Source organism: Pseudomonas sp. ASL3, from assembly GCF_056680425.1.
In genome coordinates this window covers 355398-377926 of sequence record NZ_CM155281.1, presented here as the reverse complement: position 1 = coordinate 377926, position 22529 = coordinate 355398, and the positions used below count along the sequence as shown (strand labels likewise).

Genomic DNA, 22529 nt, shown 5'->3' with positions numbered 1-22529 from the left:
GCTCAGGCCTCTGTTGGCAGTCGGTAGTTGCGACCAATCGGGTGTGGCTGATTACGTGCCTTCGCCAGTTCGATCTGCTTTTGCCGATCGATAGCGCTACGACGGGTCTTCTCGCTTAATTTATCCCAGCAGTGCGGGCAACTGATACCCGCCGAATAGTGCTCGCTGGCACGGTCCTCGGCGCTGATCGGCGTCCGGCACGCGTGGCACTGGTCGTAATCACCTTCGCTCAAGTCGTGACGCACGGTGACGCGGTTATCGAAAACAAAGCAGTCACCACGCCACTGGCTTTCTTCTTGCGGGACTTCTTCAAGGTATTTGAGGATCCCGCCCTTGAGATGATAGACCTCATCAAAGCCCTGACTGAGCATAAAGCTCGAAGCTTTTTCACAACGGATGCCACCGGTGCAGAACATCGCGACTTTCTTGTGCCTGGCCGGGTCGAAGTGGGCTTTGATGTAATCCGGGAACTCGCGAAAACTGGTGGTTTTCGGATCGATGGCGCCTTCAAAGGTGCCAATCGAAACTTCGTAATCGTTACGGGTGTCGATCAGCAGGACTTCCGGATCACTGATCAGCGCGTTCCAGTTTTGTGGATCGACGTAGGTGCCAACCTGCTTGTTCGGGTCAACGCCGTCGACGCCCAGGGTGACGATTTCTTTCTTGAGTTTGACCTTGGTGCGATAGAACGGCTGATCGTCGCAGTACGATTCCTTGTGATCGATATCGTCCATGCGCGGATCGTTTTTCAGCCAGGCCATCAAGCCGTCGATGCCTTCACGGCTACCGGAAACGGTGCCGTTGATGCCTTCGTCAGCGATGAGCAAGGTGCCTTTGATGCCGTTATCGACCATCGCCTGCAGCAGCGGTTCGCGCAGGGCTACGTAATCGGTGAGGGTGACGAACTTATACAATGCCGCCACGACAATCTTTTGATTCATGGTACGTCTCCAGGTGGGTGCTCTCGCAAAGAGCCGACCCGATGCAAAAAAAACGCGCCGACTAATAAGCGGCGCGTTGCGGATTCTAGCAAAAACTGCGCAAGCATGGCTTGCTTCAGGTCACTTGCAGGAGACTCGCGCTGTCGCGCAGCAAACACGGTCAATTAATGTAGGAGCGCGCTTGCCCGCGATAAGGGCCGAAGGACCTTCCAGCAATATCGTGTCCAGCCTATTTGCGACTGCTTCGGTCGGACGCGACCCCGGACCGATCGCGGGCAAGCGCGCTCCTACAGACAGCGGCGTTTATCAGTGCTTGCTACCACCGGCACAGGTGGGCGAAGCCGGGGCCGCACCTGCTTTTACCCATTCTTCAGGGGTATAGGTGTGCAGCGCCAGGGCATGGAACTCGCCCATCAAATCACCCAGAGTGGCATACACCTTCTGATGGCGTTTGACCGCGCTCAAGCCGGCGAACTGGTCACTGACCAGTACCGCCTTGAAGTGCGTCTGCAGGCCACGGCTGTGCATGTGGCTCTCATCGAGCACTTGCAGGTGCTGCGGCTGCAAGGCGGTCAATGCCGCCTCGATTCGCTGTTGCATGGTCATTTCTGGCTTCGCTTAAGGCTTTTTGGCCGGTGCTGCAGGAGCGACGGCTTTTGTCGGTTCCAGTTCAGCGGTCATGTCAGACAGCAATTTGTTGACGACAGGCACTGCGCTTTCGAGCTTGCCTTGGGTCAACTGAGCCGATTGCTGAGTCAGTTCAGGCATCTTGGTCAGCACTTTCTTGCCCAATGGGGACTGATAGAACGCGACCAGATCCTTCAACTCGCTTTCGCTGAAGTTGGCGGTGTAGAGCTTGATCATGTCTGGCTTGAGCTTGTCCCAGCCGATGGCTTGATCCAGGGCTGCGTTGGCTTTGGCCTGATAGGTCTCAAGCAAGGCTTTTTTCGACTCAGGGGCTTTGGTTTCGGCAAACCGCTGTGCAAACATTTGCTGAACTTGTATGTACACCGGCGTGCCCAGCTTGTCGGCATGAGCCAGCTTGAGGAAGGTTTCGGCACTGGCGTTGTGGCTTGCGGTATCGGCAAAAACCTGGCCGCTGGCGCATACCAGAGCAACCGCGGTACAGATGGCACGAAGACGGGTCATCAAGTTTCCTTATCATCTACAGGCGAGGCAGAACCCCAAGACCGGACATTCTGCGCCCATGTTCGCTTATGGCTCAACCCCTGACTGGCTGAGCGGTTAGCTGAGGGGCCAGCGGTTAGCCAGTGGTGAAAAAGCACACCAAGGGAACCCATCCGGATTAACTGAGCCTAAACTGCGCATTCATACGTTGAGGAGTGAGCCCGATGAGCCGTATCGAAACCGACAGCATTGGTCAGATCGAGGTACCCGCCGACGCTTATTGGGGGGCACAGACTCAACGCTCGCTGATCAATTTTGCGATTGGCAACGAACGCATGCCACTGGCAGTGCTGCACGCCCTGGCGCTGATCAAGAAAGCCGCAGCCCGAGTCAATGACCGCAACGGTGACCTGCCTGCCGATATCGCGCGCCTGATCGAACAATCGGCCGACGAAGTGCTCAGCGGTAAACTTGACGAGCAATTCCCACTGGTGGTCTGGCAGACCGGCAGCGGGACCCAGAGCAATATGAATGTCAACGAAGTGATCGCCGGGCGCGCCAACGAGCTGGCGGGCAAAGGTCGCGGCGGCAAAGCGCCGGTGCACCCCAACGATCACGTGAACCGCTCGCAAAGCTCTAACGATTGTTTCCCGACGGCGATGCACATTGCCACTGTGCAGGCGGTTCAGTACCACCTGCTGCCAGCGATTGCCGAGTTGGCCAATGGCTTGTCCGAACAGTCGGCGCGGCACATGCAACTGGTCAAAACCGGCCGCACCCACATGATGGATGCCACGCCGATCACTTTTGGCCAGGAGCTCTCGGCCTATGTCGCGCAGCTTGATTACGCCGCACGGGCGATTCGCAATACCTTGCCGGCAGTGTGTGAGCTGGCCCAGGGTGGTACCGCCGTCGGCACCGGGCTGAACGCGCCGCATGGCTTTGCCGAAGCGATTGCCGCCGAATTGGCCGCCCTCTCCGGCTTGCCGTTCGTCACTGCGCCGAACAAATTTGCCGCACTGGCGGGTCATGAGCCGCTGACCGCCTTGTCGGGCGCCCTGAAAACCCTGGCCGTGACCCTGATGAAAATCGCCAATGACCTGCGCCTGCTCGGCTCCGGCCCACGCGCCGGGCTGGCCGAAGTCAAGCTGCCGGCCAATGAACCAGGCAGTTCGATCATGCCCGGCAAGGTCAACCCGACCCAGTGTGAAGCACTGTCGATGCTGGCCTGCCAAGTACTCGGCAATGACGTTGCCATCGGCTTCGCCGCCAGTCAGGGCCATCTGCAATTGAACGTGTTCAAGCCGGTGATCATTCACAACCTGCTGCAATCGATTCGCCTGCTGGGCGATGGCTGCATCAACTTCCAGCAGCATTGCGTCGCCGGAATGGAACCGGATGCCGCGAAAATGGCAGAGCATCTGGAACGCGGCTTGATGCTGGTGACCGCGTTGAACCCGCATATCGGTTACGACAAGTCGGCACAGATCGCCAAGAAGGCCTACAGCGAGGGGTTGACCCTGCGCGAAGCCTCCCTGGCATTGGGTTATCTGACCGAAGAGCAATTCGATGCCTGGGTGCGTCCGGAAAAAATGCTGGAGGCGGGCAGCAATGGTTGATCCGAAAAGCGGCGCCACCCCACTGGAAGGGTACGGCAAACGCATCCTGATGATTTTCGGTACGCCGAAAGCCGTCAGCCTCTGCCACGCGCTGGGTGAAGCTTATGCCCACGGCGCACGTAGCGAGGGGCATGTGGTGCGGATGCTTAAGTTAGGCGAGTTGGAGTTCGATCCGGTGCTGCGTTTCGGCTACGAACAGAGCCAGAACCTGGAGCCAGATCTGCTGGATGCCCAGCGACAGATTCATTGGGCCGAGCACCTGGTGTTTGTTTACCCGGTATGGTGGGGCGGCCTGCCGGGGTTGCTCAGCGGCTTTTTCGACCGGGTGTTTCTGCCCGGTTTTGCCTTCAAGGCCCATGGTCGCAAACACCCTTCGAACGAGCTGCTCAGGGGGCGCACCGCCGAACTGTTGGTGACCATGGACACCACGCCGCGCTACTTCCGCTGGGTCTACGGCGCCCCGGCGCACCGGCAGATGGTGCGCACGATTCTGGATTTTTGCGGGATCAAGACCCAACGCCTGAGTGAATTCGCTCCCGTGCACAGCTCTTCCGAAGAGCAACGGCAGACATGGTTGCGCGAGGCGGAGCAGTTGGGGCGGGTTTAGGGGCTAGCCTTCACCACGGCCGCAGACCACCTGTAATTGGATGGACTGCCGAAGGCCGCGATAAGGTCAGAATGACCTTCATGCGACTCAAAGATCATGACCGCTTCGCGGCCAATCGCAGCCTTCGGCAGCTCCTACAGGAATGCGTCCCCCCTGGCCTGCGAATGGACCGACGCGGCCTGTTGGCCCTCCTCTACACCCCTGCCATCCGCGCCCGCCGCGCACGCAAGCCGGCCATCAATGACGGGCCCAGGGCAATGAGGACTGAACCCAACACCACCAGCACTGAGCCGGCGTAAGCCAGACCATTGATGTCCTCGGCCTGTACATAATCGGGCCACAACCAGGCTGCAGCCGCCACCGAGGCAAAGGTCACCAGGGGCGTAATCGCCAGCGTCGCACTGACCCGCGAAGCTTCCCAATGAGCCAGCGCTTCGGCAAAGGCGCCGTACGCCACCAGCGTGTTCAAGCAACAGGCCAGCAATAACCAGCCTTGCAGCGGGCTGAGTTCCAACGCTTCCAATGGATGCGCCCACGGGGTCACCAGCAACGCGCAGAACAGGTAAATCACCATCATCACCTGCTGAGAATTCCACACCGTCAGCAACTGTTTCTGGCTCAAGCCATAAAACGTCCAGACCGCAGACGCCAGCAGCACCGTGAGGATCCCGGCCGTGTAGTCACCCAAGGACGTCAGCAACTCCAGCAGCCGCTGATTGAAGAACAGACCGAAGCCGATCAGCAGCACCAACAGGCCTACCCCCTGCCCCAGACTGAAGCGCTCCTTGAACAGGAAAATACTGCTGATCAGCAACAGGATCGGCCCCATCTGGATCACCAGTTGCGTGGTGCCGGGGCTGAGCATTCTAAGGCCGATCAGGTACAGCACGTAGTTGCCCACCAACCCCAGGACCGCCAGCGCCACCAACCCTTTGCCCCTGCGTCCCAACGGTTTGAAGCTCGGCAAACGTTTCACCGATGCCAGCCAGACAAACAGCAACGCCCCCGAAACCAACAGCCGAAACCAGGTCACCGTCACCGGGTCCATCACTTGCAGCACTTGCTTGAGCTTGACCGGCAGGATGCCCCAAAGCACCGCTGTCACCAGCGCCAGTGACAGGCCGTACAACCAACGGCCGGAAGAAACATGCATGGGAGAGTTCTCGATATAGAAGCGCAGTAAAAAAGAAAGTGCAGCAAGCAGTCATTCTAGGCCTCGATCACCCGACGACACAGTGACAGTTGCGGGGAGAGATGCCAGGAAATTGTGCTTGTAGCGGCGCCCTGCCACCGATCAGATGTTTTACTGCGTGCGGTGGACAAGATCTAAGCTAGTGCCTAGTTGTGTTCCACCTCCAGCTGTCCACTACGTCCAGCCTCATCAGGTAACGGCCATGTTCGGAAAGCGCGCACAAGATCCAAACCCGACCGTTCACTATCGCTGTGATCGTGTTTCGCTGGTCAACGGGCAGTACTTTTTCAGCACCCGGGAAAACACCCTGGAAGGTCCGTTTCCCAACCGTACCGACGCAGAGCGTGAAACCGAGGCGTATGTCCAGCGAATGATTCGGGCCAAGGCGGCTCAACAATCCTCATTTAACGGCTAACGCTCAAAGATGATTGCGCCGATAGGTGTCTTCGCCCATCGCTACAATCTGTCCGTCGATCAACGCTTCGAAAGGACGCAATAGCGCCTCGAACGTTTCAGGTGCTTCCAGCGTCTGCAATGCCCCGACAATCGCCTCCACCGTCGACAACGCATCCGGCCCGGGCGCTTTGCGCAGTCGATAGCGCGAGGTCGCGGTTTTTGTCAGGCTCACCCGTGGCAACGCCGCCAACAGCGGGTTCAGATGCAATAGTTTGCGAGCTTTACGCCAAGTGCCGTCCGGCACCACCAACAGCAGCGGCCTGTTTTCACCCTCACCCGCATCGCTCTGATAGGCCGCCAACGGCTGTGCATTGTCAGCGGGAAACAGCAGTCGCGCCCGATAACCGGGCCGGCTCAGCAACGCGGGCAAATCATCGAACACCTCGCCCACCACCAACTCGGCATTGTTCAGCCCCAACACCGCCAGCCGCGCGGTGTTCAGGGCATGATTGACCTCGCTGGGGTGCTGCAGAATCAGCACCCGGGTACGGCTATCGAGTTGTGGAATCAGCGCACACAAGCAATGGGTTTCAGGGCGCAAGCAACGGGCACATTGGACGCGGGACATGGTGTTCTCCTCAGCTCTGGTTGAGCTGCGCCTTGAGCAGGTCGCGGAAAGTCTGAATCAGCGGCTCGCGACTGCGCCCGCGACGCACGATCATCGAGAACGGCGCCTGATAACCGAACGTCGCCGGCAGCAAGACCCGCAAATGACCGGAGTCGGTCCAGGCTTGAGCGTAGTGCTCCGGCAGGTAGCCGATGTAAGCGCCGGACAGCACCAGAATCAGCTGCGCCTCCATACTCTCCACCGTCGCCGCGCTGTGCTTGAAGCCGTGACGCGCCAGCTCGGCCTGACTCCAATAACCACGTCCGACCATACGTTGCTGAGTGATGACTTGCTCGGGGATGCGCCGCTCAGAGAACAGCGGATGGCGATTACTGCAATACAGCCAGTGTTGCTCACGATACAACGGCTGATAGACCAGCCCGCTCATGCGCGTGGAAAACGCGCCGATGGCCAGATCGAGACGGTTGTCCTGCACGCCGAGCTGTAACTCGTAAGGGCTCATCACCGACAGGTGCAAATGCACCGCCGGATGTTCCTGGCTGTAGGCGCCAATGGCTTCGGCGAACGGCAGCGCCCGGTCGCTGACCGTGGAGTCGATCACGCCGAGATTGAGTGTGCCCCGCAGTTCACCTTTGAGCGCCGCGGCATATTGCTCGAAACCTTCCAGCTCACCGAGCAGGCGCAGGGTTTCCTGATGGAACAGCTCGCCCTTGCTGGTCAGGCTGAAACCGCCCCGGCCGCGATGACACAACACAAGACCCAACGCCGCTTCGAGCTGACTCATGTAAGTGCTGATGGCCGAGGTCGACAGGTTCAATTCCTGCTGCGCGCTGGCAAAACCCTGATGGCGCACCACGCTGGCGAAGATGCGCAACAGTTTCAGGTCGGGTAAGGCGTTGGCCATGGGGCTTCCGAAAAATGGATAACTTCAGCACAACCTCTGTAGGAGCTGACTTGTCTGCGATAAGCCGGGGTCGCGTCCGACCCGAAGGACTTTCCTGCGGCGGTAAATTCACCATTTTTGCCAGCGCTTCGGTCGGACGCGACCCCGGACGGATCGCAGACAAGTCAGCTCCTACAGAGGGATCGCGTTAAGGCGCAGTCTACCGATTTGCTCGTTAGTTTAGAAATCTCTGAACTAAGTATTTCGCCTCAGCGATTCTTTCCACCCCCCGCACTTTGCAGAATCCACTCACACCACAATAACGATGAGGCAATCCCGTGGAAAAGATTTTTCACCAACCACTGGGCGGCAACGAAATGCCGCGCTTCGCCGGCATCGCCACCATGATGCGCCTACCCCACTTGCAATCGGCCGCCGGCCTGGATGCTGCCTTTATTGGTGTCCCGCTGGACATTGGCACTTCGCTGCGCCCTGGCACCCGCTTCGGGCCACGTGAGATTCGCGCTGAATCGGTGATGATTCGTCCGTACAACATGGCCACCGGCGCCGCACCTTTCGACTCCCTGTCCGTGGCCGATATCGGCGACGTGGCGATCAACACCTTCAACCTGCTCGACGCCGTGCGCATCATCGAAGAGTCCTATAACGAGATTCTCGAACATGATGTGATCCCCCTGACCCTGGGCGGCGACCACACCATTACCCTGCCAATCCTGCGTGCGATTCATAAAAAGCACGGCAAGGTCGGTCTGGTGCACATCGACGCTCACGCTGACGTCAACGATCACATGTTTGGCGAGAAAATCGCCCATGGCACCACCTTCCGCCGTGCTGTCGAAGAAGGCCTGCTCGATTGCGATCGTGTGGTACAGATCGGTCTGCGCGCTCAGGGCTACACCGCCGAAGACTTCAACTGGAGCCGCAAACAAGGCTTCCGCGTGGTTCAGGCCGAAGAATGCTGGCACAAATCCCTCGCTGAACTGATGGCTGAAGTCCGCGAAAAGGTCGGCGGCGGCCCGGTCTACCTGAGCTTCGATATCGACGGTATCGATCCAGCCTGGGCACCCGGTACCGGTACCCCTGAAATTGGCGGTCTGACCACCATTCAAGCGATCGAAATCATCCGTGGCTGCCAGGGCCTCGACCTGATCGGTTGCGATCTGGTCGAAGTTTCGCCGCCTTACGACACCACCGGTAATACCTCGCTGCTGGGCGCCAATCTGTTGTACGAGATGCTCTGCGTACTTCCTGGCGTAGCACACCGCTAAGGATGACCATGATCGACCCTAAGGCCGTCCTGCAAGCCGCCGCCGACCTGGTGACGGCGTTTGCCCAGAATGATCGCGAAGCTTACTTCGGTGCTTTCAGCGCCGACGCCAGCTTCGTGTTTTATACCCTCGAACAGCCGCTGCTGACGCGCGATGCCTATCAGGCGTTGTGGGACAGCTGGCGACTGGAGGGTTTCGAAGTCCTCAGCTGCATTTCCAGCAATGCTCACGTCAGCCTGCAAGGTGATGTCGCGATTTTTATTCATGACGTGGCCACAGAGCTGCGCATGCAAGGGGAACAGAGCTTCAGCCAGGAACGCGAAACCATTGTGTTTCGCCGACAACAAGAAGGTCGTTGGCTGGCCTGTCACGAACATTTGTCTGCAACACCCTGAAGGCTGCCCTCCTTAAGCCCAATACAATGATCGGAGCAGATCATGAATAACAATAACGACGAGCAAAGCATCACCAGCATCGAGACATTCGGGGTCGAACAGATCCCGGATAACGCACGCAACGCCACACCCCGTGATTTGTTCCGCATGATTTTCGGCGGTTCCAACACATTCGCTACCGCTGTACTCGGCAGCTTCCCGGTGCTATTCGGCCTGTCTTTTCAGGCCGGCGTCCTGGCCATTGTGCTGGGTGTACTGATCGGCGCAGTCATCCTTGCCCCCATGGGCCTGTTCGGTCCGATCAACGGCACTAACAACGCGGTGTCCTCCGGCGCGCACTTCGGTGTCCACGGGCGGGTCGTCGGCTCGTTCCTGTCACTGTTGACCGCTATCGCGTTCTTCTCGCTGTCGGTGTGGAGCTCGGGTGATGCCTTGATCGGCGGCGCCAAGCGTTTGATTGGCGTACCGGAAAACGACCTGACCCTGGGCCTGGCCTACGGTCTGTTCGCGATTTTGGTGCTGACCGTGTGCATCTACGGCTTCCGCTTCCTGCTGTGGGTGAACAAGGTCGCCGTGTGGAGCGCGAGCCTGCTGTTCCTCTTGGGGATCTTCGCATTCGCCGGCCCGTTCGACTTCAACTTCGCTGGCAGCGTCAGCCTGGGCAAAGAAGGCTTCTGGGCAGCCTTTATCGGTTCGGCACTGGTCGCCATGAGCAACCCGATTTCCTTCGGTGCGTTCCTCGGTGACTGGGCGCGTTATATCCCGCGCAACACCTCGAAAAGCAAAATCATGCTGGCGGTGATCGCCTCGCAAATCGCGACGTTCATTCCCTTCATGTTCGGCCTGGCGACAGCAACTATCGTGGCCATCAAAGCCCCGGACTATATCGCAGCAAACAACTATGTCGGCGGCCTGCTGGCTGTTTCACCGACCTGGTTCTTCCTGCCGGTATGTATGATTGCGGTCATCGGCGGTATGTCCACCGGCACCACATCGCTGTATGGCACCGGCCTGGACATGTCCAGCGTGTTCCCTCGTGCGCTGTCCCGAGTCAAAGCCACGCTGCTGATTGGCGTGATGTCGATTGCCTTCATCTTCATTGGCCGCTTCGCTGCCAACCTGGTGCAGAGCGTCTCGACCTTCGCCGTGCTGATCATCACCTGCACCACCCCCTGGATGGTGATCATGATCATCGGCCTGGTGGTACGTCGCGGTTACTACCACCCGGACGATCTGCAAGTGTTCACCCGTGGTGAAAAAGGTGGCCGCTACTGGTTCACCCACGGCTGGAACTGGCGTGGCATGGGCGCCTGGATCCCGAGTGCGATGGTCGGCCTGTGCTTCGTCAACCTGCCTGGGCAGTTCGTCGGCCCGCTGGGCAACCTGGCACAGGGCATCGACATCAGCCTGCCCGTGACCCTCGGTCTGGCGTCGGTGGTGTACTTCCTGCTGCTGAGTCTGTTCCCGGAAACCGCGGCGGTGTATGCGCCCAATGATCCGCGCAGCCAAGGCCAAAACACCTCTGATACCTCTGATACCTCTGATTCACGACAAACTGCCTGATCCATCACTGCTACGCGGCGGGCTGCCTGTTTGACCCGCCCGCCGCGTAGCCGCGTCTGATTTGCGCTTCAACATAAAAAAGATAATGGGTAACCCTTTCATGGCTGTAGATATTTTCGTCGTCCTCATTTATGCCGCAGGCATGTTGGTGCTTGGCTGGTACGGCATGCGCAAAGCAAAAACCCACGAAGACTACCTGGTCGCCGGGCGTAACCTGGGCCCAACGTTGTATATGGGCACCATGGCCGCCACCGTCCTCGGCGGCGCGTCCACCGTCGGCACCGTACGTTTGGGTTATGTACACGGGATTTCCGGTTTCTGGCTGTGCGCAGCCTTGGGCCTGGGCATCATCGCGCTGAACTTGTTCCTCGCTAAACCGCTGCTCAAACTGCGAATCTTCACCGTTACTCAGGTATTGGAAAAACGCTACAACCCGATGGCCCGTCAGGCCAGCGCAGTGATCATGCTGGCTTACGCGCTGATGATCGGTGTGACCTCGATTCTCGCCATCGGCACCGTGATGCAAGTGCTGTTCGGCCTGCCGTTCTGGATGTCGGTGTTGCTCGGCGGCGGCGTGGTGGTGATTTATTCGGCGATTGGCGGCATGTGGTCGTTGACCCTGACCGATATCGTCCAGTTCGTGATCAAGACCGTCGGCCTGATGTTCATCCTGCTGCCGATCTGCATGTACCGCGTTGGTGGCTGGGATGCGCTGGTCAGCAAGCTGCCGGCAGCGAGCTTCAGCTGGACTACCATCGGCTGGGACACCATCATCACGTACTTCCTGATCTACTTCTTCGGCATCCTGATCGGCCAGGATATCTGGCAGCGCGTGTTCACCGCCCGCACTGACAAGATTGCCAAGTACGCGGGGTCCATCGCCGGTGTTTACTGCATTTTCTACGGCCTGGCCTGTGCACTGATCGGTATGGCTGCCCATGTGTTGCTGCCGGATCTGGACAACGTCAACAACGCCTTCGCCGCCATCGTTAAAGTGTCACTGCCCGACGGCTTGCGGGGTCTGGTTATCGCCGCGGCACTGGCTGCGATGATGTCCACCGCCAGCGCTGGCTTGCTCGCTGCATCGACCACCCTGACCGAAGACCTGCTGCCACGCCTGCGCGGCGGCAAACAATCGAGCCTGGGGATCAACCGCCTGTTCACCCTGCTCACCGGCTTTGTGGTGCTCGCCATCGCACTGGTGGTGAACGATGTGATCAGCGCCCTGACCCTGGCCTACAACCTGTTGGTGGGCGGCATGCTGATTCCGCTGATCGGTGCCATCTACTGGAAGCGTGCGACCACCTCTGGTGCGATCACCAGCATGGCGCTGGGCTTCCTGACCGCATTGGCGTTCATGCTCAAGGACGGTTTCGATGCCAACACGCCGATCTACTACAGCCTGTCGGTGGGTTTGATCAGCTTCGTTGCGGTCAGCCTGTTGTCCCCTCGTCCTGTTGCATTGGCCCAAGCGGTTTAATCCCGGATACGGTTTAGACTTATGCCGTTTAAACCCTAGGCCGCTTGAGCGGGTGGGATGCCGGACATGGCATACCACCCGTTTTTTTTGGTGCTGAGGAAAAATCTCGATGAACATCGTCAGCCGCGACAAATGGTTCGAAGTCAAACCCCTGAGTGATGGCATCCGCCTGATCCATGAGCCGTACATCCGGCCCTTCTATCGCTGCAACCTGTGGCATATCCAGGGGCGCGACAAGGACCTGTTGGTCGACAGCGGCTCCGGGCTGGTCAGCTTGCGCGAGCAGTTGCCGTGGCTGACCGAGCGCCCCTTGCTGGCGGTGGCCAGTCATTGCCATTTCGACCACATCGCCGGGCATCATGAATTCGCTGAACGCCTGGTGCATCCCGCCGAAGCGCAGATCCTCGCCGAACCCGATGGCGACAACACCCTCGCCAGCGCTTTCGTCGGCGACGACATGTTCGAAGCGCATCCCGACTGCCCACTGTGCTACGCCGAATATAGGGTCAAAGCCGCGCCCGCCACACGCCTGATCGAAGAAGGCGATGTGCTCGATCTGGGCAACCGCGTTCTGCAAGTACTGCACACACCAGGGCACTCACCGGGCGGCATCAGCCTGTGGGAAGCCGCCACCGGCACCCTGTTCAGTGGCGATATCATCTATGACGGCCCGCTGATCGAAGACGCCTACCACTCCAACCTCGACGACTACGCCACCAGCCTGCAGCGCCTGCGCCAATTGCCGATTCGTACCGTGCACGGCGGACACTTCCCGAGCTTTTCCGGGGAACGCCTGCGGGCATTGATTGATCAGTGGATGCGCGAGCATGACTCGGTCTTACAGGGCTGATGGCTCAAATTGAGCTAGCCTTACTAAGTAGCGGGCAGCACAAGCCACACGCCGCGCATGAGTCCCTGAATTCGGCAGTACAGGGTTAATTCTCTGGACATGGCAGAAGCAGGCGCTTTCATGAAGCGGCTAGATATTCAGCAACGCCTCTACAACACACTCGGCGTCCTGCTGGTCGATAAATCCGAGATTCGCGAATACGCTACGCTCAAGGACCTGGCGCTAGAGGATTTCGAGATAGAGGATCTGCTCGACCAGCTGGAGTTCGAATTCGACATTCTCTTCCCCACCCGCATCAAAGACCGCATCTACAAAGTGCCGGAGCATCTGACCCTGCAAATGCTGGTGGATGTCATCCTGGTGCTGACTGATGCGGATGACTATATCCCGCACCACTTGCCGAGGCATCGTACGACGCATAACCCACCTCGTCGGTGAGACCTGAAGAATGGCTGAGCCGCGCGGAGCAAGACTCACTGGTCGAAGCGAAAGATTCCCGTCGTCAACGACTGCGTGAAAATCACCCGCGCGCCAGGGCTGGAGCTGGATCGCGCGCGAAAGAGGGAAAGAGAGTTTCAAAGGTTTCGGCCTGGTTCTGCGGTTGATTCGTCAACAGCGGAGCCGGGCCTTTTTATTGCCTGCGTGTGAAGCGCATCAATGATGACACAGTCGATAACTTACCGACGCGGACGCCGCTGCTCATCATCAGTACGAACCGGAATCGGTTGCAGTTTTGGCCGTTCGATCAAGCCAAGAGCAACGCCGAGGTCATGGAGCCATTCTTGCAGTTTGCTGTTCATAATGCCCCCCTTCAGGGAAATACTCTGCGACTGACTATCAGCTAGCCGTGTCTAACAGATAATAGTGCTATGTCGTACTTTACGCCTGCTACCGGGCATCGCGGAAAAGAATTTGTGACATCGGGCGTCATTTCACGCAGCGCTCGTCGGTTCCGGGTCTGGTCAACGCCTTCCGGATGGACGAAAACGCCGGCGTATCCACTGCTCGCCACTGACCAGTGTGATACCCAACAGCACCAGCATCGCGCCGATGACGAAGTTGAAGCTCAAAGGCTCATTGAGCAGCAGCACACCAAAGGTCACACCGAACAGCGGCGTCATGAACGAGAACACCGCCATGTTCGACGCCAGGTAACGGCGTAGCAACCAGAACCAGACCAGATAGCTGAAGAAGGAGACAATCAGCGCCTGGAACAACACGCTGCCAATGGCGATGGGCGTCAGGGTCACATGACTGATCTGACCATTGCCTGCGGCGATCAACAGCAGCGCAACAAAACCGACGATCAGTTGATAAAACAACGTCAGCGTCACTGGAGCTTCGGACAGACGGGACGCCCGCACCACGACCGTGGTCGCACCCCAGGCCATCCCGGCCAACACTCCCAAAGCGTCGCCCATCAGCATGCTACGGTCCATGCCGGTCAACGACATGCCGCCGGCAAAAGCAGTGGCGATCCCGATGAATGCGAGGAGAATCCCTATCCACTGCAAAGGCCGCAGGCGCTCACTGGGTAGCAGCCAATGCACACCCAACGCGGTAAAAATCGGGGCGGTATAAAGAAACACCGACATATGCGCCGCCGAGGTCAATTGCAGGCCCTCGGAGATAAACAGGAACTCCAGCGCAAACAAAGAACCGGCGAGCAGGCCTCCGCGCCAAGTCGCCCCGATGTGTCGCAGACCGCCGTGCCAGACCATCAGGATACCCACCAGCAGCGCGGAAATCCCGGAACGCCCGGCAGCCTGCATGATCGGCGCGATATCCGGCGCGGCCCATTTAATGGTCACTTGCTGCATGCCCCAGATCAGGCACAGGCCCAGCATGACTTGCAGGGCGAATGAGTCAGCGCTTTTGCGCGGGGTACTCATGATTGACGGTAGTGCAGGCAGAGCATGGAAGATTCCAGGCAGAGAAGGTTGCAGATTATTGATCAAACGGTCGAAAAGTGGGCTGCCAAAGCGACCTTTGCCTATTCGGAAGCATCGATTGCGCGTGTGATCACTCAGGCAACTGCAACAACCCGTCTTCATCAGTCATGGCCCTTTCGAGCAGCTCCGCAGGCAGGTTTTTACTGGCGCGGGCGCCAAGTAGTTTCAATTGCTCGCTGCGGCTGACCAGGTTGCCTCGTCCTTCTGTGAGTTTGTTGCGGGCAGCACCGTAGGCCTTATCCAGCTGTTGCAGACGGTTGCCGACTTCGTCCAGATCCTGAATGAACAGCACGAACTTGTCGTACAGCCAGCCTGCCCGTTCGGCGATTTCCCTCGCGTTCTGACTCTGGCGCTCCTGCTTCCACAGGCTGTCGATCACACGCAACGTCGCGAGCAACGTGGTCGGACTGACGATCACGATATTGCGGTCGAACGCCTCCTGAAACAGGTTCGGCTCCGCCTGCAACGCTGCGGAAAAGGCCGCTTCGATAGGCACGAACAGCAGGACGAAATCCAGACTGTGCAAGCCTTCAAGTCGCTTGTAATCCTTACCCGACAGGCCTTTGACATGGTTACGCAAGGACAGCACGTGCTGCTTCAACGCCGCCTGACCGATCACTTCATCATCGGCGGAAACATACTGCTGGTAGGCGGTCAGGCTGACCTTGGCGTCGACCACCACCTGCTTGTCGCCGGGCAACATGATCAGCACGTCCGGCTGGAAGCGCTCGCCATCCGGACCTTTGAGACTGACCTGCGTCTGGTATTCGCGGCCCTTTTCCAGGCCCGCATGCTCAAGCACCCGCTCAAGGATCAACTCACCCCAATTGCCCTGGGTCTTCTGTCCCTTGAGCGCACGCGTCAGGTTGGTGGCTTCATCACTCAAACGCTGATTGAGCTGTTGCAGGCGCTCCAGTTCTTTACCTAAGGAGAAACGCTCGCGGGCTTCCTGCTGATAGCTCTCCTCCACGCGTTTTTCGAAAGACTGGATGCGCTCTTTCAACGGGTTGAGCAACTGACCCAGCTGCTGCTGGCTGGTCTCGGCGAAGCGCTGTTCGCGCTCATCGAAGATTTTCCCGGCCAACTCCGCGAACTGCGCACGCAGCTCATCTCGCGAGCCTTGCAGATCGCTCAGACGCTGTTGATGACTTTCCTGCTGCTCGCGCAGTTCGGCGCCCAGCGATGCACAGTGCGCATCGAGACGCCGCAGTTCGGCTTCTTTGCTGGCGCGCTCCAGGCTCCAGCCTTGGGCGGCTTCATGGGCGCCGTCGCGTTCCAGACGCAGCAGTTCGACTTCCCGGCGCAGGGCCGCGAGATCCGCTTGCTTGGCCGCATTGGCGTGGCTCAAGTCACTGATTTCATCGCGACTGGCATCGAGCTGGGCATTGAGGCCATCCTGCGCCATCTGCGCAGTACTCAGGCGCTCGTCGAGCAACGCGGTCTCGGCCTGCCGTTGCGCCAGTCGACGTTGCAGCTGCCAGGCCAGGGCTAATAACGGCAGTGCTGCGCCACCAAGGCCGAGCAGCAGGCTGGTCAGGTCCAATGCCATAAAAACTCCAGTTGTCCCTTCACTTCGTGTACGCCGAGATCATGTCCGCTGGCGCATCATGGATGGGGTTTCATACACACGGCGGGGCGGAACAAGAAGGCGCGCGACTCTACTCTTTTTTTCACCGGAGTAAAGTCCGAGGCCAAGGCTCCTCTCCTGAGGGTCGCCAGCCAGTAAGCTGATCCGAAAGGATTAATTCCAAAAGGTAATAACCGACACCCTGATAGACAATCATTCCCGCTGTGAATTTTGCGAATTTCCTCACAATTTCTGCTGCACCCGCGGACTAGAGCAAGCACGTGGGACAATCCACAGAAGCTGTGGATAACTCAGTGGACAACCCACCCTGAACCTTCGCGAACGCCGATAGAACGGGGCCTGCGTTCAAACTGTCGATTTTTTCACCAACGAAAAAAAACGATGTTTTTCATTGACTTAATAATTCACTACCAGAAATCAAGCCCTTAGGGCCGGATGTGGCAGTGGCGTGACAGGTTGCTGCACCAATGTGCACAACTCGATTGCCGATGGTTATAACGCCTCCCCCTTTTGGGGCGAACGCTTTCCCCCGAAGCCCCGGCCAGCTACACTGTTTGCCCTTGATGTACCGCAACCCATTCAAGCTTATTTGCTTGGCACGCTTCCCATCTGCGATTCAATCCGTTAGTATTGCCGCCGTTAGTACCAAGCTGAAAGTCAATTCTGGTCGAAACAGTCCCCCGGCAAGCGCTTTTCCAATGTGAAAGTGTTGCCGACCACAAGGGATCGGCCACCTCGATGGTTTCCAGGCATGCACTCGACACACGGCCTTCCTCAATGACAGGAAGGGTGTTTCGCAGACCTCATGCTCTGACCGAACCAACCTGCAAATTGATCAGGATCTCCACCTCTGGCGTCGAACCTTTGCCATTGTTGTGTTGCCTGCCCTCCTAAGTACCTACCGGTCAGCCCAAGCGCCATACGATAAAGCGCGCTTCAACTGGCTGCTTTGTTCCAGTCAGGTTCTTCGCCCCCGCCACGTTTGCTCTGGTAGCACTGGCCCGCGTTTACTGGAACGTTTTATTTTTGCACGGTCTTATGCCGTGTCGTTTGTAGGAAACACCCATAACCATGACTACTCATATTCAGACTCAGGATGCCATTCGCACCCTAACCAACGCTTTTGCACCAATGAACTGCCTGATCATGGCCGCTCGCAAAGGCTGCTTCAGCTTCACCATCGTCAACGAACACGGTATCGCTCGCCACAGCGAGCGCCTGTACCCCGATCAGTACTCCAGCGCCGAGCCGCTGCAAGCCGTGATCGAGCGTACGCGCCAGGCATTGGTTGCCTGATGGCCTGACGCCAGCCATTGGCTGAAGCGGTCGCTTATAAAGCCTCGCCCTCAAAAAGCGGGGCTTTTTATTGCCCGCGATTTGTCATTTGTAGCGGCTATTCCGGCCGCATTATCCGGCGTCTTTTCCCCTGCAAAACAGGCATGAGCTAAGCACCAAGGGATATATCAGCTAAAAACTGCAGGCACAAATATTTTAAAAACAGCCCTTTACGCTCGAAATATAACACTACACTTCAACTCAAGCGGCCTTGCCCGCTTCCGGCGGGCCTGATCCGATTCACTGCTGCCATGCGCCAGGGCCTCGCCGGCCATTATCGTTTCACCAGGGATGTCACGAGGGCTTTATGGGTATCGCCGCCAGTGAACTATGCCGACACGTGATCCGCCCCACGCTGATCTATCTCGGCCGCCATTGCCCCACTGCCGAAGCCTTGCTGCTCGGTGTCGCCGCCAGCCAATCAGCCCTTGGCGACGCCCTGGACAGCCGCCGGGGCCATGGGCTGTACCGCATCACTGAACTACGCCATCAACATCTCTGGGATGACTACCTGGCACTGGACCCAGACCGGGCCAGCCTGGTTCGAGGGCTCGCCAGTCAGCACGCTTTTCTCAAAGGTCCGCATCTGGAACTCACGGTCAATCTGCGTTATGCCACTGCCATCGCCTGGCTACTGATCGAGGCGCAAGGTACGCCCTTGCCTTCTGAAAACGACGTGCTGGGCATGGCCAGGATCTGGCGTCAAACCTTCCAGCCGCAAGGTCGCTTACGCGACTTCACAACGGCTTGGCAAAATTGTATCGCCACACTTCCTCAACTCGCCTGAAAGTTTCGTCGAATGCGCAGGATCACTGCAGATCGACGCAACTTTGGCGGATTGTCCTACAAAAAGGCTCAAACTCGCGTAATTCATGCTATGGCGCTGAGGCGAAAATGTTGGTAATTTCCGTCCCGGTGATCACCAAGGAGTTCTAATAATGAAAAAAGTAATGCTCAAGACCACTCTTAGCCTCGCCATCGGCATGGTATCCACCCAACTTCTCGCCTCAGGCTTCGCAGTCAACGAGCAGAGCATCAGTGGCATGGGTACCGGTTTCGCGGGACGTTCTTCGTCAGCCGAGGACGCAAGCACTGTCTATGGCAACCCTGCTGGCATGTCGCGCATCAAGCGTGAACAAATCAGCCTCGGCGCTGCAGTCATTGATGCGAGCACCGACATTCGTGACGGTAGCGGCCGTCCATTTGGCGGTAGTAATGATGGCGATATGGTACCGCTGATCGCCGTACCCATGGGTTACTACGTCAAGCCAATCGATGAACACTGGGCCTTCGGTGTCGGCGTTTACGCCCCCTTCGGTCTGGTTACTCAGTATGAACATAACTTCGCTGGTCGCTACTTCGCCAAGAAAAGCGACGTAAAAGTCATCACGTTGCAGCCGACCGTCAGCTACGCGTTCAATGACAAGATTTCCATCGGGTTTGGTCCGACCATCAACCACATCAGCGGCGAACTGACATCGGCCACCCCGACTGCCGGTTCAGCACTGGGCATTGACGGCAAGGTCAAGGTCAAGGGCGACGACACCGCCCTCGGTTACAACATCGGCGTACTGGCTCAAGTCACTGACAAAACCCGTGTTGGCCTGACCTACCACTCGATGGTCGACTACAAGCTTGAGGGCAAAACCGAGATCACAGACGGTTTTGGTCCGTTCAACGGCAGCAAGTACGACGCATCGTTGAAAGTCAAGACACCTGAGTCGGCGGACTTCTCGTTGACTCACGAGTTGAACGACGACTGGACCATTTACGCGGGCAGCACCTTCACTCGTTGGAGCCGCCTGAAAAATATCGTCGTGAACAACGAGGACGTACCCGCGCCGTTGGCCGCTGGCGGTCTGGGCACCATCACCGAAGTACAGAACTGGCATAACACCTGGGCGCACGCTATCGGTGCGGCCTATAAGGTGAACAAGCAGTGGACCTTGCGTACCGGCTTCTCGGTCGATCAGTCGCCCACCAACAACACTGACCGTTCCCCTCGTATCCCGACTGGCGACCGCAAGGCCATCAGCTTCGGTGCTGGCTATAGCCCGACAGACGACATAACCATTGACGTGGCCTACTCCTACCTCAAGGAAGATGACACCACGATCAATCTGATTAGCCCGACCAAGGGTGCTTACAGCGCTACCTACAAAAACAGCGCCAGCGCTTTTGGTACGTCTGTGACTTACCGCTTCTGATGAGCCCATTCATGGCAAGCTGAAAGGCCTGCCAGCCGAATACGAAAAAGCCCCACGGCCAGTGATGGATGTGGGGCTTTTTCGTGACAGTGCTGGAGTGATGCCTAGCAAACGCTCATACCCAATTGCAACGCGCCCAAACCGACGTGCTGCCACCCCCACCACACTAGCGCCAGCAGCAAAAACCCGAGGCTCATGCCGCCGAGCCAGGGCCAGATTCTGCTCACGCTACACTTCCTTGAACCTGCAACCGCGCTACCGGTCGCTCACGCACCGGCCAGTTCAACGCAGCAGCCAACAAGCTGAGCAGGATCGACACTTGCCAGATCAAATCGTAGCTCCCTGTGCGGTCATAGACGACGCCACCCAACCAGCCGCCGAGGAAGGCGCCCAATTGGTGAAACAGGAAGACGATACCCCCGAGCATCGACAGGTTACGCACCCCGAACAGGGTCGCCACCGTTCCGTTAGTCAGCGGTACCGTGGACAACCACAGCAAGCCCATGGTGACGCCGAACAGATACGCCGTGGTTTCACTCAGGGGAATCCACAGGAACAAGGCAATCACCACAGCGCGAATCAGATACAGGCTGGTCAACAACCGCGGCTTGGAGATACGCCCGCCCAACCAACCCGCGGTGTACGTGCCGAAGACATTGAACAGACCGATCAAGGCCAATACCGTGGTGCCGACCCTGGCAGGCAGGTGTTGATCGACCAGATAAGCCGGCAAATGCACACCGATGAACACCACCTGAAAACCACAGACGAAAAAACCCAGGGCCAGCAGCCAGAAACCCGAATGAGTGCAAGCTTCATGCAAGGCCTCGCGCAGGGTTTGCTCGCCCCCGGTCAGCGGCGTTGGTACGTCCTTCAACATCGCCACCAGCGGCAGGATCAACGCCACCAGCAAGCCCAGCGCCAACAACGCCGCCGACCAGCCGAGCCAACCGATCAGACCGAGGGTACCGGGCAGCATGGCAAACTGACCGAATGAGCCCGCCGCACTGGCGACACCCATGCCCATGCTGCGTTTCTCGGCCGGCAATGCCCGACCGACCACGCCGAGAATCACCGAAAACGAGGTGCCGGACAAACCGATACCAATCAATAAACCGGCGCTCAGGGACAACGACAACGGCGAATCAGCCATGCCCATGCATGCCAGGCCCAGGGCATAAAGAACCCCGCCGACAAACACCACTTTCGCCGCACCGAAGCGATCCGCCAGCGCACCGGCAAACGGCTGGGCCAGGCCCCAGACCAGGTTCTGGAACGCGATGGCAAAGGCAAAGACTTCACGCCCCCAACCGAACTGCGCACTCATGGGCGCCAGGAACAAGCCAAAGCCGTGCCGTACACCCAGGGACAATGCGAGGATCAGCGCACTCCCCAACAAAACCCAACCACTGGTACGCCAGACCGATGTCATTTCTGTTCTCCGGCTCGCTCATCAAACCCTGAAAAATAGGCGCATATGCCTGTAATACAAGCGTCGTAAACTACGCCTCGGGTATGGCGACTGTCAACGAAGAGCAAGAGATGATCTCGCGGGAGATTCTGGCCCATGTAGGAGCTGACTTGTCTGCGAAGACCATACGCTGCGGTCTTTCAGGCATACCGAGTCATGGCTTTCGCAGACAAAACTACGCGTCCCGGTCTCTCCTACGCCCTTCGGGCAGAATCGGTACCCTGTTTGCTGTGCGCGAAGACGGGGCGGGATCTCCTACAGAATTTGTGTGTTAAACCAACGCCAACACCACCAGAACCGCCATTTCCAGCAACTCCAGCAACGCACCGGCGGTATCGCCGGTGGTGCCGCCGAGTCGGCGCAGCATCAGGTGACGCAGCCAGAAGAAGCAGACGCAAGCCACCAGCAGCACAATCAAGCCACTCATACCCGCCAGTAACAGGCAGCCCGCAGCGCTCAATAGCAGAACCTGTTTCCCCAGCGTGCGCGGAAGATGATCGGCCAGCGCTTGCCCCAAGCCGCCTGCGCGCACATAGGGCGTGCCGAGAAACAAGCCGAGCATGGCGCTGCGAGCGATCAACGGGGCCAGTAACAAGCCCAGGCTGTGGTGGTTTTCGATCAGCGCCAGCAGTGCACAGAATTTAAGCAGCAGCACCAATACCAGGGTGACGACCGCGATCGGCCCACTGCGTGGATCTTTCATGATGCTCAGGGTGCGCTCGCGGTCACCAAAACCGCCGAGCCAGGCATCAGCGCTGTCGGCCAGTCCGTCCAGGTGCAGGCCGCCGCTGAGCAGCACCCAAGCGGTCAGCAGCAATGCGGCGTGGAGCATCGACGGCGCACCGCTCAACAGCGCATTGAGGCCCATCAACAACAGCCCGAACAGCAGGCCCACCAACGGATAGAACAACAACGAGCGCCCCAGTTCTTGCGGCTGTGGCATACCGGGCAGGCGAATCGGCAGGCTGCTGAGAAATTGCAGGGCGATCCACAATGGCAACAGAT

24 protein-coding genes are annotated in these 22529 nt (G+C 58.4%); 12 read left to right on the top strand and 12 right to left on the bottom strand.

All coding sequences use genetic code 11. The features are described from left to right. Positions 1–2: 2 nt before the first annotated feature. The 3 genes from trhO to AC1MEE_RS01760 form a co-directional block, all read right to left on the bottom strand. Entirely contained in the window at positions 3–941 is a 939-nt protein-coding gene (gene trhO, locus AC1MEE_RS01770; RefSeq protein ID WP_480413508.1) for an oxygen-dependent tRNA uridine(34) hydroxylase TrhO, read from the bottom strand. 306 nt (positions 942–1247) lie between these two features. Further along, positions 1248–1547, bottom strand: a complete 300-nt coding sequence (locus AC1MEE_RS01765; RefSeq protein ID WP_480413507.1) for a BolA family protein — start codon at positions 1545–1547, stop codon at positions 1248–1250. Positions 1548–1559: 12 nt separating this feature from the next. After that, entirely contained in the window at positions 1560–2090 is a 531-nt protein-coding gene (locus AC1MEE_RS01760) for a DUF2059 domain-containing protein (RefSeq protein WP_480413506.1), read from the bottom strand. Positions 2091–2293: 203 nt separating this feature from the next. On the opposite strand from AC1MEE_RS01760, the gene AC1MEE_RS01755 reads away from it, so the two are divergent. After that, on the top strand, positions 2294–3688 hold the full coding sequence (locus AC1MEE_RS01755; RefSeq protein ID WP_480413505.1) for a class II fumarate hydratase: 1395 nt from the start codon (positions 2294–2296) through the stop codon (positions 3686–3688). Then, the gene (locus tag AC1MEE_RS01750) at positions 3681–4295 is read left to right on the top strand and encodes an NAD(P)H-dependent oxidoreductase (protein ID WP_480413504.1); all 615 of its coding nucleotides are present in this window, start codon (positions 3681–3683) and stop codon (positions 4293–4295) included. The genes AC1MEE_RS01755 and AC1MEE_RS01750 overlap by 8 nt, the downstream gene beginning before the upstream one ends. Before the next feature lie 193 nt (positions 4296–4488). Here AC1MEE_RS01750 and AC1MEE_RS01745 read toward each other — a convergent pair whose 3' ends face one another. Then, positions 4489–5448: a DMT family transporter gene (locus tag AC1MEE_RS01745; protein ID WP_480413502.1), complete on the bottom strand. Its 960-nt coding sequence runs from the start codon at positions 5446–5448 to the stop codon at positions 4489–4491. A 241-nt stretch (positions 5449–5689) separates the two neighbouring features. Here AC1MEE_RS01745 and AC1MEE_RS01740 point away from each other — a divergent pair, with 241 nt between their 5' ends. Continuing rightward, on the top strand, positions 5690–5902 hold the full coding sequence (locus tag AC1MEE_RS01740) for a DUF6316 family protein (protein WP_480413501.1): 213 nt from the start codon (positions 5690–5692) through the stop codon (positions 5900–5902). 3 nt (positions 5903–5905) lie between these two features. On the opposite strand, the gene AC1MEE_RS01735 is transcribed toward AC1MEE_RS01740, so the two are convergent. Beyond that, complete coding sequence (locus tag AC1MEE_RS01735) at positions 5906–6511, bottom strand: tRNA-uridine aminocarboxypropyltransferase (RefSeq protein ID WP_480413500.1); 606 nt, start codon at positions 6509–6511, stop codon at positions 5906–5908. A gap of 10 nt (positions 6512–6521) precedes the next feature. Continuing rightward, positions 6522–7415, bottom strand: coding sequence for a LysR family transcriptional regulator (locus AC1MEE_RS01730; RefSeq protein ID WP_480413499.1), 894 nt, complete (start codon positions 7413–7415; stop codon positions 6522–6524). A 317-nt stretch (positions 7416–7732) separates the two neighbouring features. Here AC1MEE_RS01730 and speB point away from each other — a divergent pair, with 317 nt between their 5' ends. The 6 genes from speB (at position 7733) to AC1MEE_RS01700 (ending at position 13409) form a co-directional block, all read left to right on the top strand. Next, complete coding sequence (gene speB, locus AC1MEE_RS01725; protein WP_480413498.1) at positions 7733–8683, top strand: agmatinase; 951 nt, start codon at positions 7733–7735, stop codon at positions 8681–8683. 8 nt (positions 8684–8691) lie between these two features. Further along, positions 8692–9078 (top strand): YybH family protein, encoded by a 387-nt coding sequence (locus AC1MEE_RS01720; RefSeq protein WP_480413497.1) that lies wholly within the window; start codon positions 8692–8694, stop codon positions 9076–9078. 42 nt (positions 9079–9120) lie between these two features. Further along, entirely contained in the window at positions 9121–10641 is a 1521-nt protein-coding gene (locus AC1MEE_RS01715; protein WP_480413496.1) for a purine-cytosine permease family protein, read from the top strand. A 100-nt stretch (positions 10642–10741) separates the two neighbouring features. Further along, entirely contained in the window at positions 10742–12121 is a 1380-nt protein-coding gene (locus tag AC1MEE_RS01710; protein WP_480413495.1) for a sodium:solute symporter family protein, read from the top strand. A 109-nt stretch (positions 12122–12230) separates the two neighbouring features. Further along, positions 12231–12971 carry an MBL fold metallo-hydrolase gene (locus AC1MEE_RS01705; protein WP_480413494.1) on the top strand — a complete coding sequence of 247 codons (741 nt, stop codon included), beginning with the start codon at positions 12231–12233 and terminating at the stop codon, positions 12969–12971. Between the two features lie 120 nt (positions 12972–13091). Continuing rightward, positions 13092–13409 carry a hypothetical protein gene (locus AC1MEE_RS01700; protein ID WP_480413493.1) on the top strand — a complete coding sequence of 106 codons (318 nt, stop codon included), beginning with the start codon at positions 13092–13094 and terminating at the stop codon, positions 13407–13409. 239 nt (positions 13410–13648) lie between these two features. On the opposite strand, the gene AC1MEE_RS01695 is transcribed toward AC1MEE_RS01700, so the two are convergent. From AC1MEE_RS01695 to AC1MEE_RS01685, 3 genes are all read right to left on the bottom strand, one after another. Further along, on the bottom strand, positions 13649–13771 hold the full coding sequence (locus AC1MEE_RS01695; protein ID WP_480413492.1) for a PA1414 family protein: 123 nt from the start codon (positions 13769–13771) through the stop codon (positions 13649–13651). 162 nt (positions 13772–13933) lie between these two features. Further along, positions 13934–14863, bottom strand: a complete 930-nt coding sequence (locus AC1MEE_RS01690) for a DMT family transporter (RefSeq protein ID WP_480413491.1) — start codon at positions 14861–14863, stop codon at positions 13934–13936. A gap of 130 nt (positions 14864–14993) precedes the next feature. Next, positions 14994–16358, bottom strand: coding sequence for a DNA recombination protein RmuC (locus AC1MEE_RS01685; protein WP_480416126.1), 1365 nt, complete (start codon positions 16356–16358; stop codon positions 14994–14996). A gap of 1224 nt (positions 16359–17582) precedes the next feature. On the opposite strand from AC1MEE_RS01685, the gene AC1MEE_RS01680 reads away from it, so the two are divergent. From AC1MEE_RS01680 to AC1MEE_RS01670, 3 genes are all read left to right on the top strand, one after another. Beyond that, entirely contained in the window at positions 17583–17807 is a 225-nt protein-coding gene (locus AC1MEE_RS01680) for a hypothetical protein (RefSeq protein ID WP_480413490.1), read from the top strand. Positions 17808–18153: 346 nt separating this feature from the next. Further along, positions 18154–18633, top strand: coding sequence for a hypothetical protein (locus AC1MEE_RS01675; protein WP_480413489.1), 480 nt, complete (start codon positions 18154–18156; stop codon positions 18631–18633). Positions 18634–18784: 151 nt separating this feature from the next. Continuing rightward, a complete protein-coding gene (locus AC1MEE_RS01670; protein WP_480413488.1) occupies positions 18785–20053 on the top strand; it encodes an OmpP1/FadL family transporter in 1269 nt (422 codons plus the stop codon). A gap of 104 nt (positions 20054–20157) precedes the next feature. Here the strand turns inward: AC1MEE_RS01670 and AC1MEE_RS01665 are convergent, their stop codons facing one another. The 3 genes from AC1MEE_RS01665 to AC1MEE_RS01655 all read right to left on the bottom strand — a co-directional run bounded on the left by AC1MEE_RS01665 (position 20158) and on the right by AC1MEE_RS01655 (position 22527). After that, entirely contained in the window at positions 20158–20280 is a 123-nt protein-coding gene (locus AC1MEE_RS01665) for a hypothetical protein (RefSeq protein WP_480413487.1), read from the bottom strand. Further along, positions 20277–21485 carry an MFS transporter gene (locus AC1MEE_RS01660; RefSeq protein ID WP_480413486.1) on the bottom strand — a complete coding sequence of 403 codons (1209 nt, stop codon included), beginning with the start codon at positions 21483–21485 and terminating at the stop codon, positions 20277–20279. The genes AC1MEE_RS01665 and AC1MEE_RS01660 overlap by 4 nt, the downstream gene beginning before the upstream one ends. A 310-nt stretch (positions 21486–21795) precedes the next feature. Next, a complete protein-coding gene (locus AC1MEE_RS01655) occupies positions 21796–22527 on the bottom strand; it encodes an adenosylcobinamide-GDP ribazoletransferase (RefSeq protein WP_480416125.1) in 732 nt (243 codons plus the stop codon). Positions 22528–22529: the final 2 nt, after the last annotated feature.

Bases quoted from the DNA above. Each gene is read 5' to 3' on its own strand.
- trhO (WP_480413508.1), bottom strand. From the start codon at position 941: ATGAATCAAAAGATTGTCGTGGCGGCATTGTATAAGTTCGTCACCCTC.
- AC1MEE_RS01765 (WP_480413507.1), bottom strand. From the start codon at position 1,547: ATGACCATGCAACAGCGAATCGAGGCGGCATTGACCGCCTTGCAGCCG.
- AC1MEE_RS01760 (WP_480413506.1), bottom strand. From the start codon at position 2,090: ATGACCCGTCTTCGTGCCATCTGTACCGCGGTTGCTCTGGTATGCGCC.
- AC1MEE_RS01755 (WP_480413505.1), top strand. From the start codon at position 2,294: ATGAGCCGTATCGAAACCGACAGCATTGGTCAGATCGAGGTACCCGCC.
- AC1MEE_RS01750 (WP_480413504.1), top strand. From the start codon at position 3,681: ATGGTTGATCCGAAAAGCGGCGCCACCCCACTGGAAGGGTACGGCAAA.
- AC1MEE_RS01745 (WP_480413502.1), bottom strand. From the start codon at position 5,448: ATGCATGTTTCTTCCGGCCGTTGGTTGTACGGCCTGTCACTGGCGCTG.
- AC1MEE_RS01740 (WP_480413501.1), top strand. From the start codon at position 5,690: ATGTTCGGAAAGCGCGCACAAGATCCAAACCCGACCGTTCACTATCGC.
- AC1MEE_RS01735 (WP_480413500.1), bottom strand. From the start codon at position 6,511: ATGTCCCGCGTCCAATGTGCCCGTTGCTTGCGCCCTGAAACCCATTGC.
- AC1MEE_RS01730 (WP_480413499.1), bottom strand. From the start codon at position 7,415: ATGGCCAACGCCTTACCCGACCTGAAACTGTTGCGCATCTTCGCCAGC.
- AC1MEE_RS01720 (WP_480413497.1), top strand. From the start codon at position 8,692: ATGATCGACCCTAAGGCCGTCCTGCAAGCCGCCGCCGACCTGGTGACG.
- AC1MEE_RS01715 (WP_480413496.1), top strand. From the start codon at position 9,121: ATGAATAACAATAACGACGAGCAAAGCATCACCAGCATCGAGACATTC.
- AC1MEE_RS01710 (WP_480413495.1), top strand. From the start codon at position 10,742: ATGGCTGTAGATATTTTCGTCGTCCTCATTTATGCCGCAGGCATGTTG.
- AC1MEE_RS01705 (WP_480413494.1), top strand. From the start codon at position 12,231: ATGAACATCGTCAGCCGCGACAAATGGTTCGAAGTCAAACCCCTGAGT.
- AC1MEE_RS01700 (WP_480413493.1), top strand. From the start codon at position 13,092: ATGAAGCGGCTAGATATTCAGCAACGCCTCTACAACACACTCGGCGTC.
- AC1MEE_RS01695 (WP_480413492.1), bottom strand. From the start codon at position 13,771: ATGAACAGCAAACTGCAAGAATGGCTCCATGACCTCGGCGTTGCTCTT.
- AC1MEE_RS01690 (WP_480413491.1), bottom strand. From the start codon at position 14,863: ATGAGTACCCCGCGCAAAAGCGCTGACTCATTCGCCCTGCAAGTCATG.
- AC1MEE_RS01680 (WP_480413490.1), top strand. From the start codon at position 17,583: ATGACTACTCATATTCAGACTCAGGATGCCATTCGCACCCTAACCAAC.
- AC1MEE_RS01675 (WP_480413489.1), top strand. From the start codon at position 18,154: ATGGGTATCGCCGCCAGTGAACTATGCCGACACGTGATCCGCCCCACG.
- AC1MEE_RS01670 (WP_480413488.1), top strand. From the start codon at position 18,785: ATGAAAAAAGTAATGCTCAAGACCACTCTTAGCCTCGCCATCGGCATG.
- AC1MEE_RS01660 (WP_480413486.1), bottom strand. From the start codon at position 21,485: ATGACATCGGTCTGGCGTACCAGTGGTTGGGTTTTGTTGGGGAGTGCG.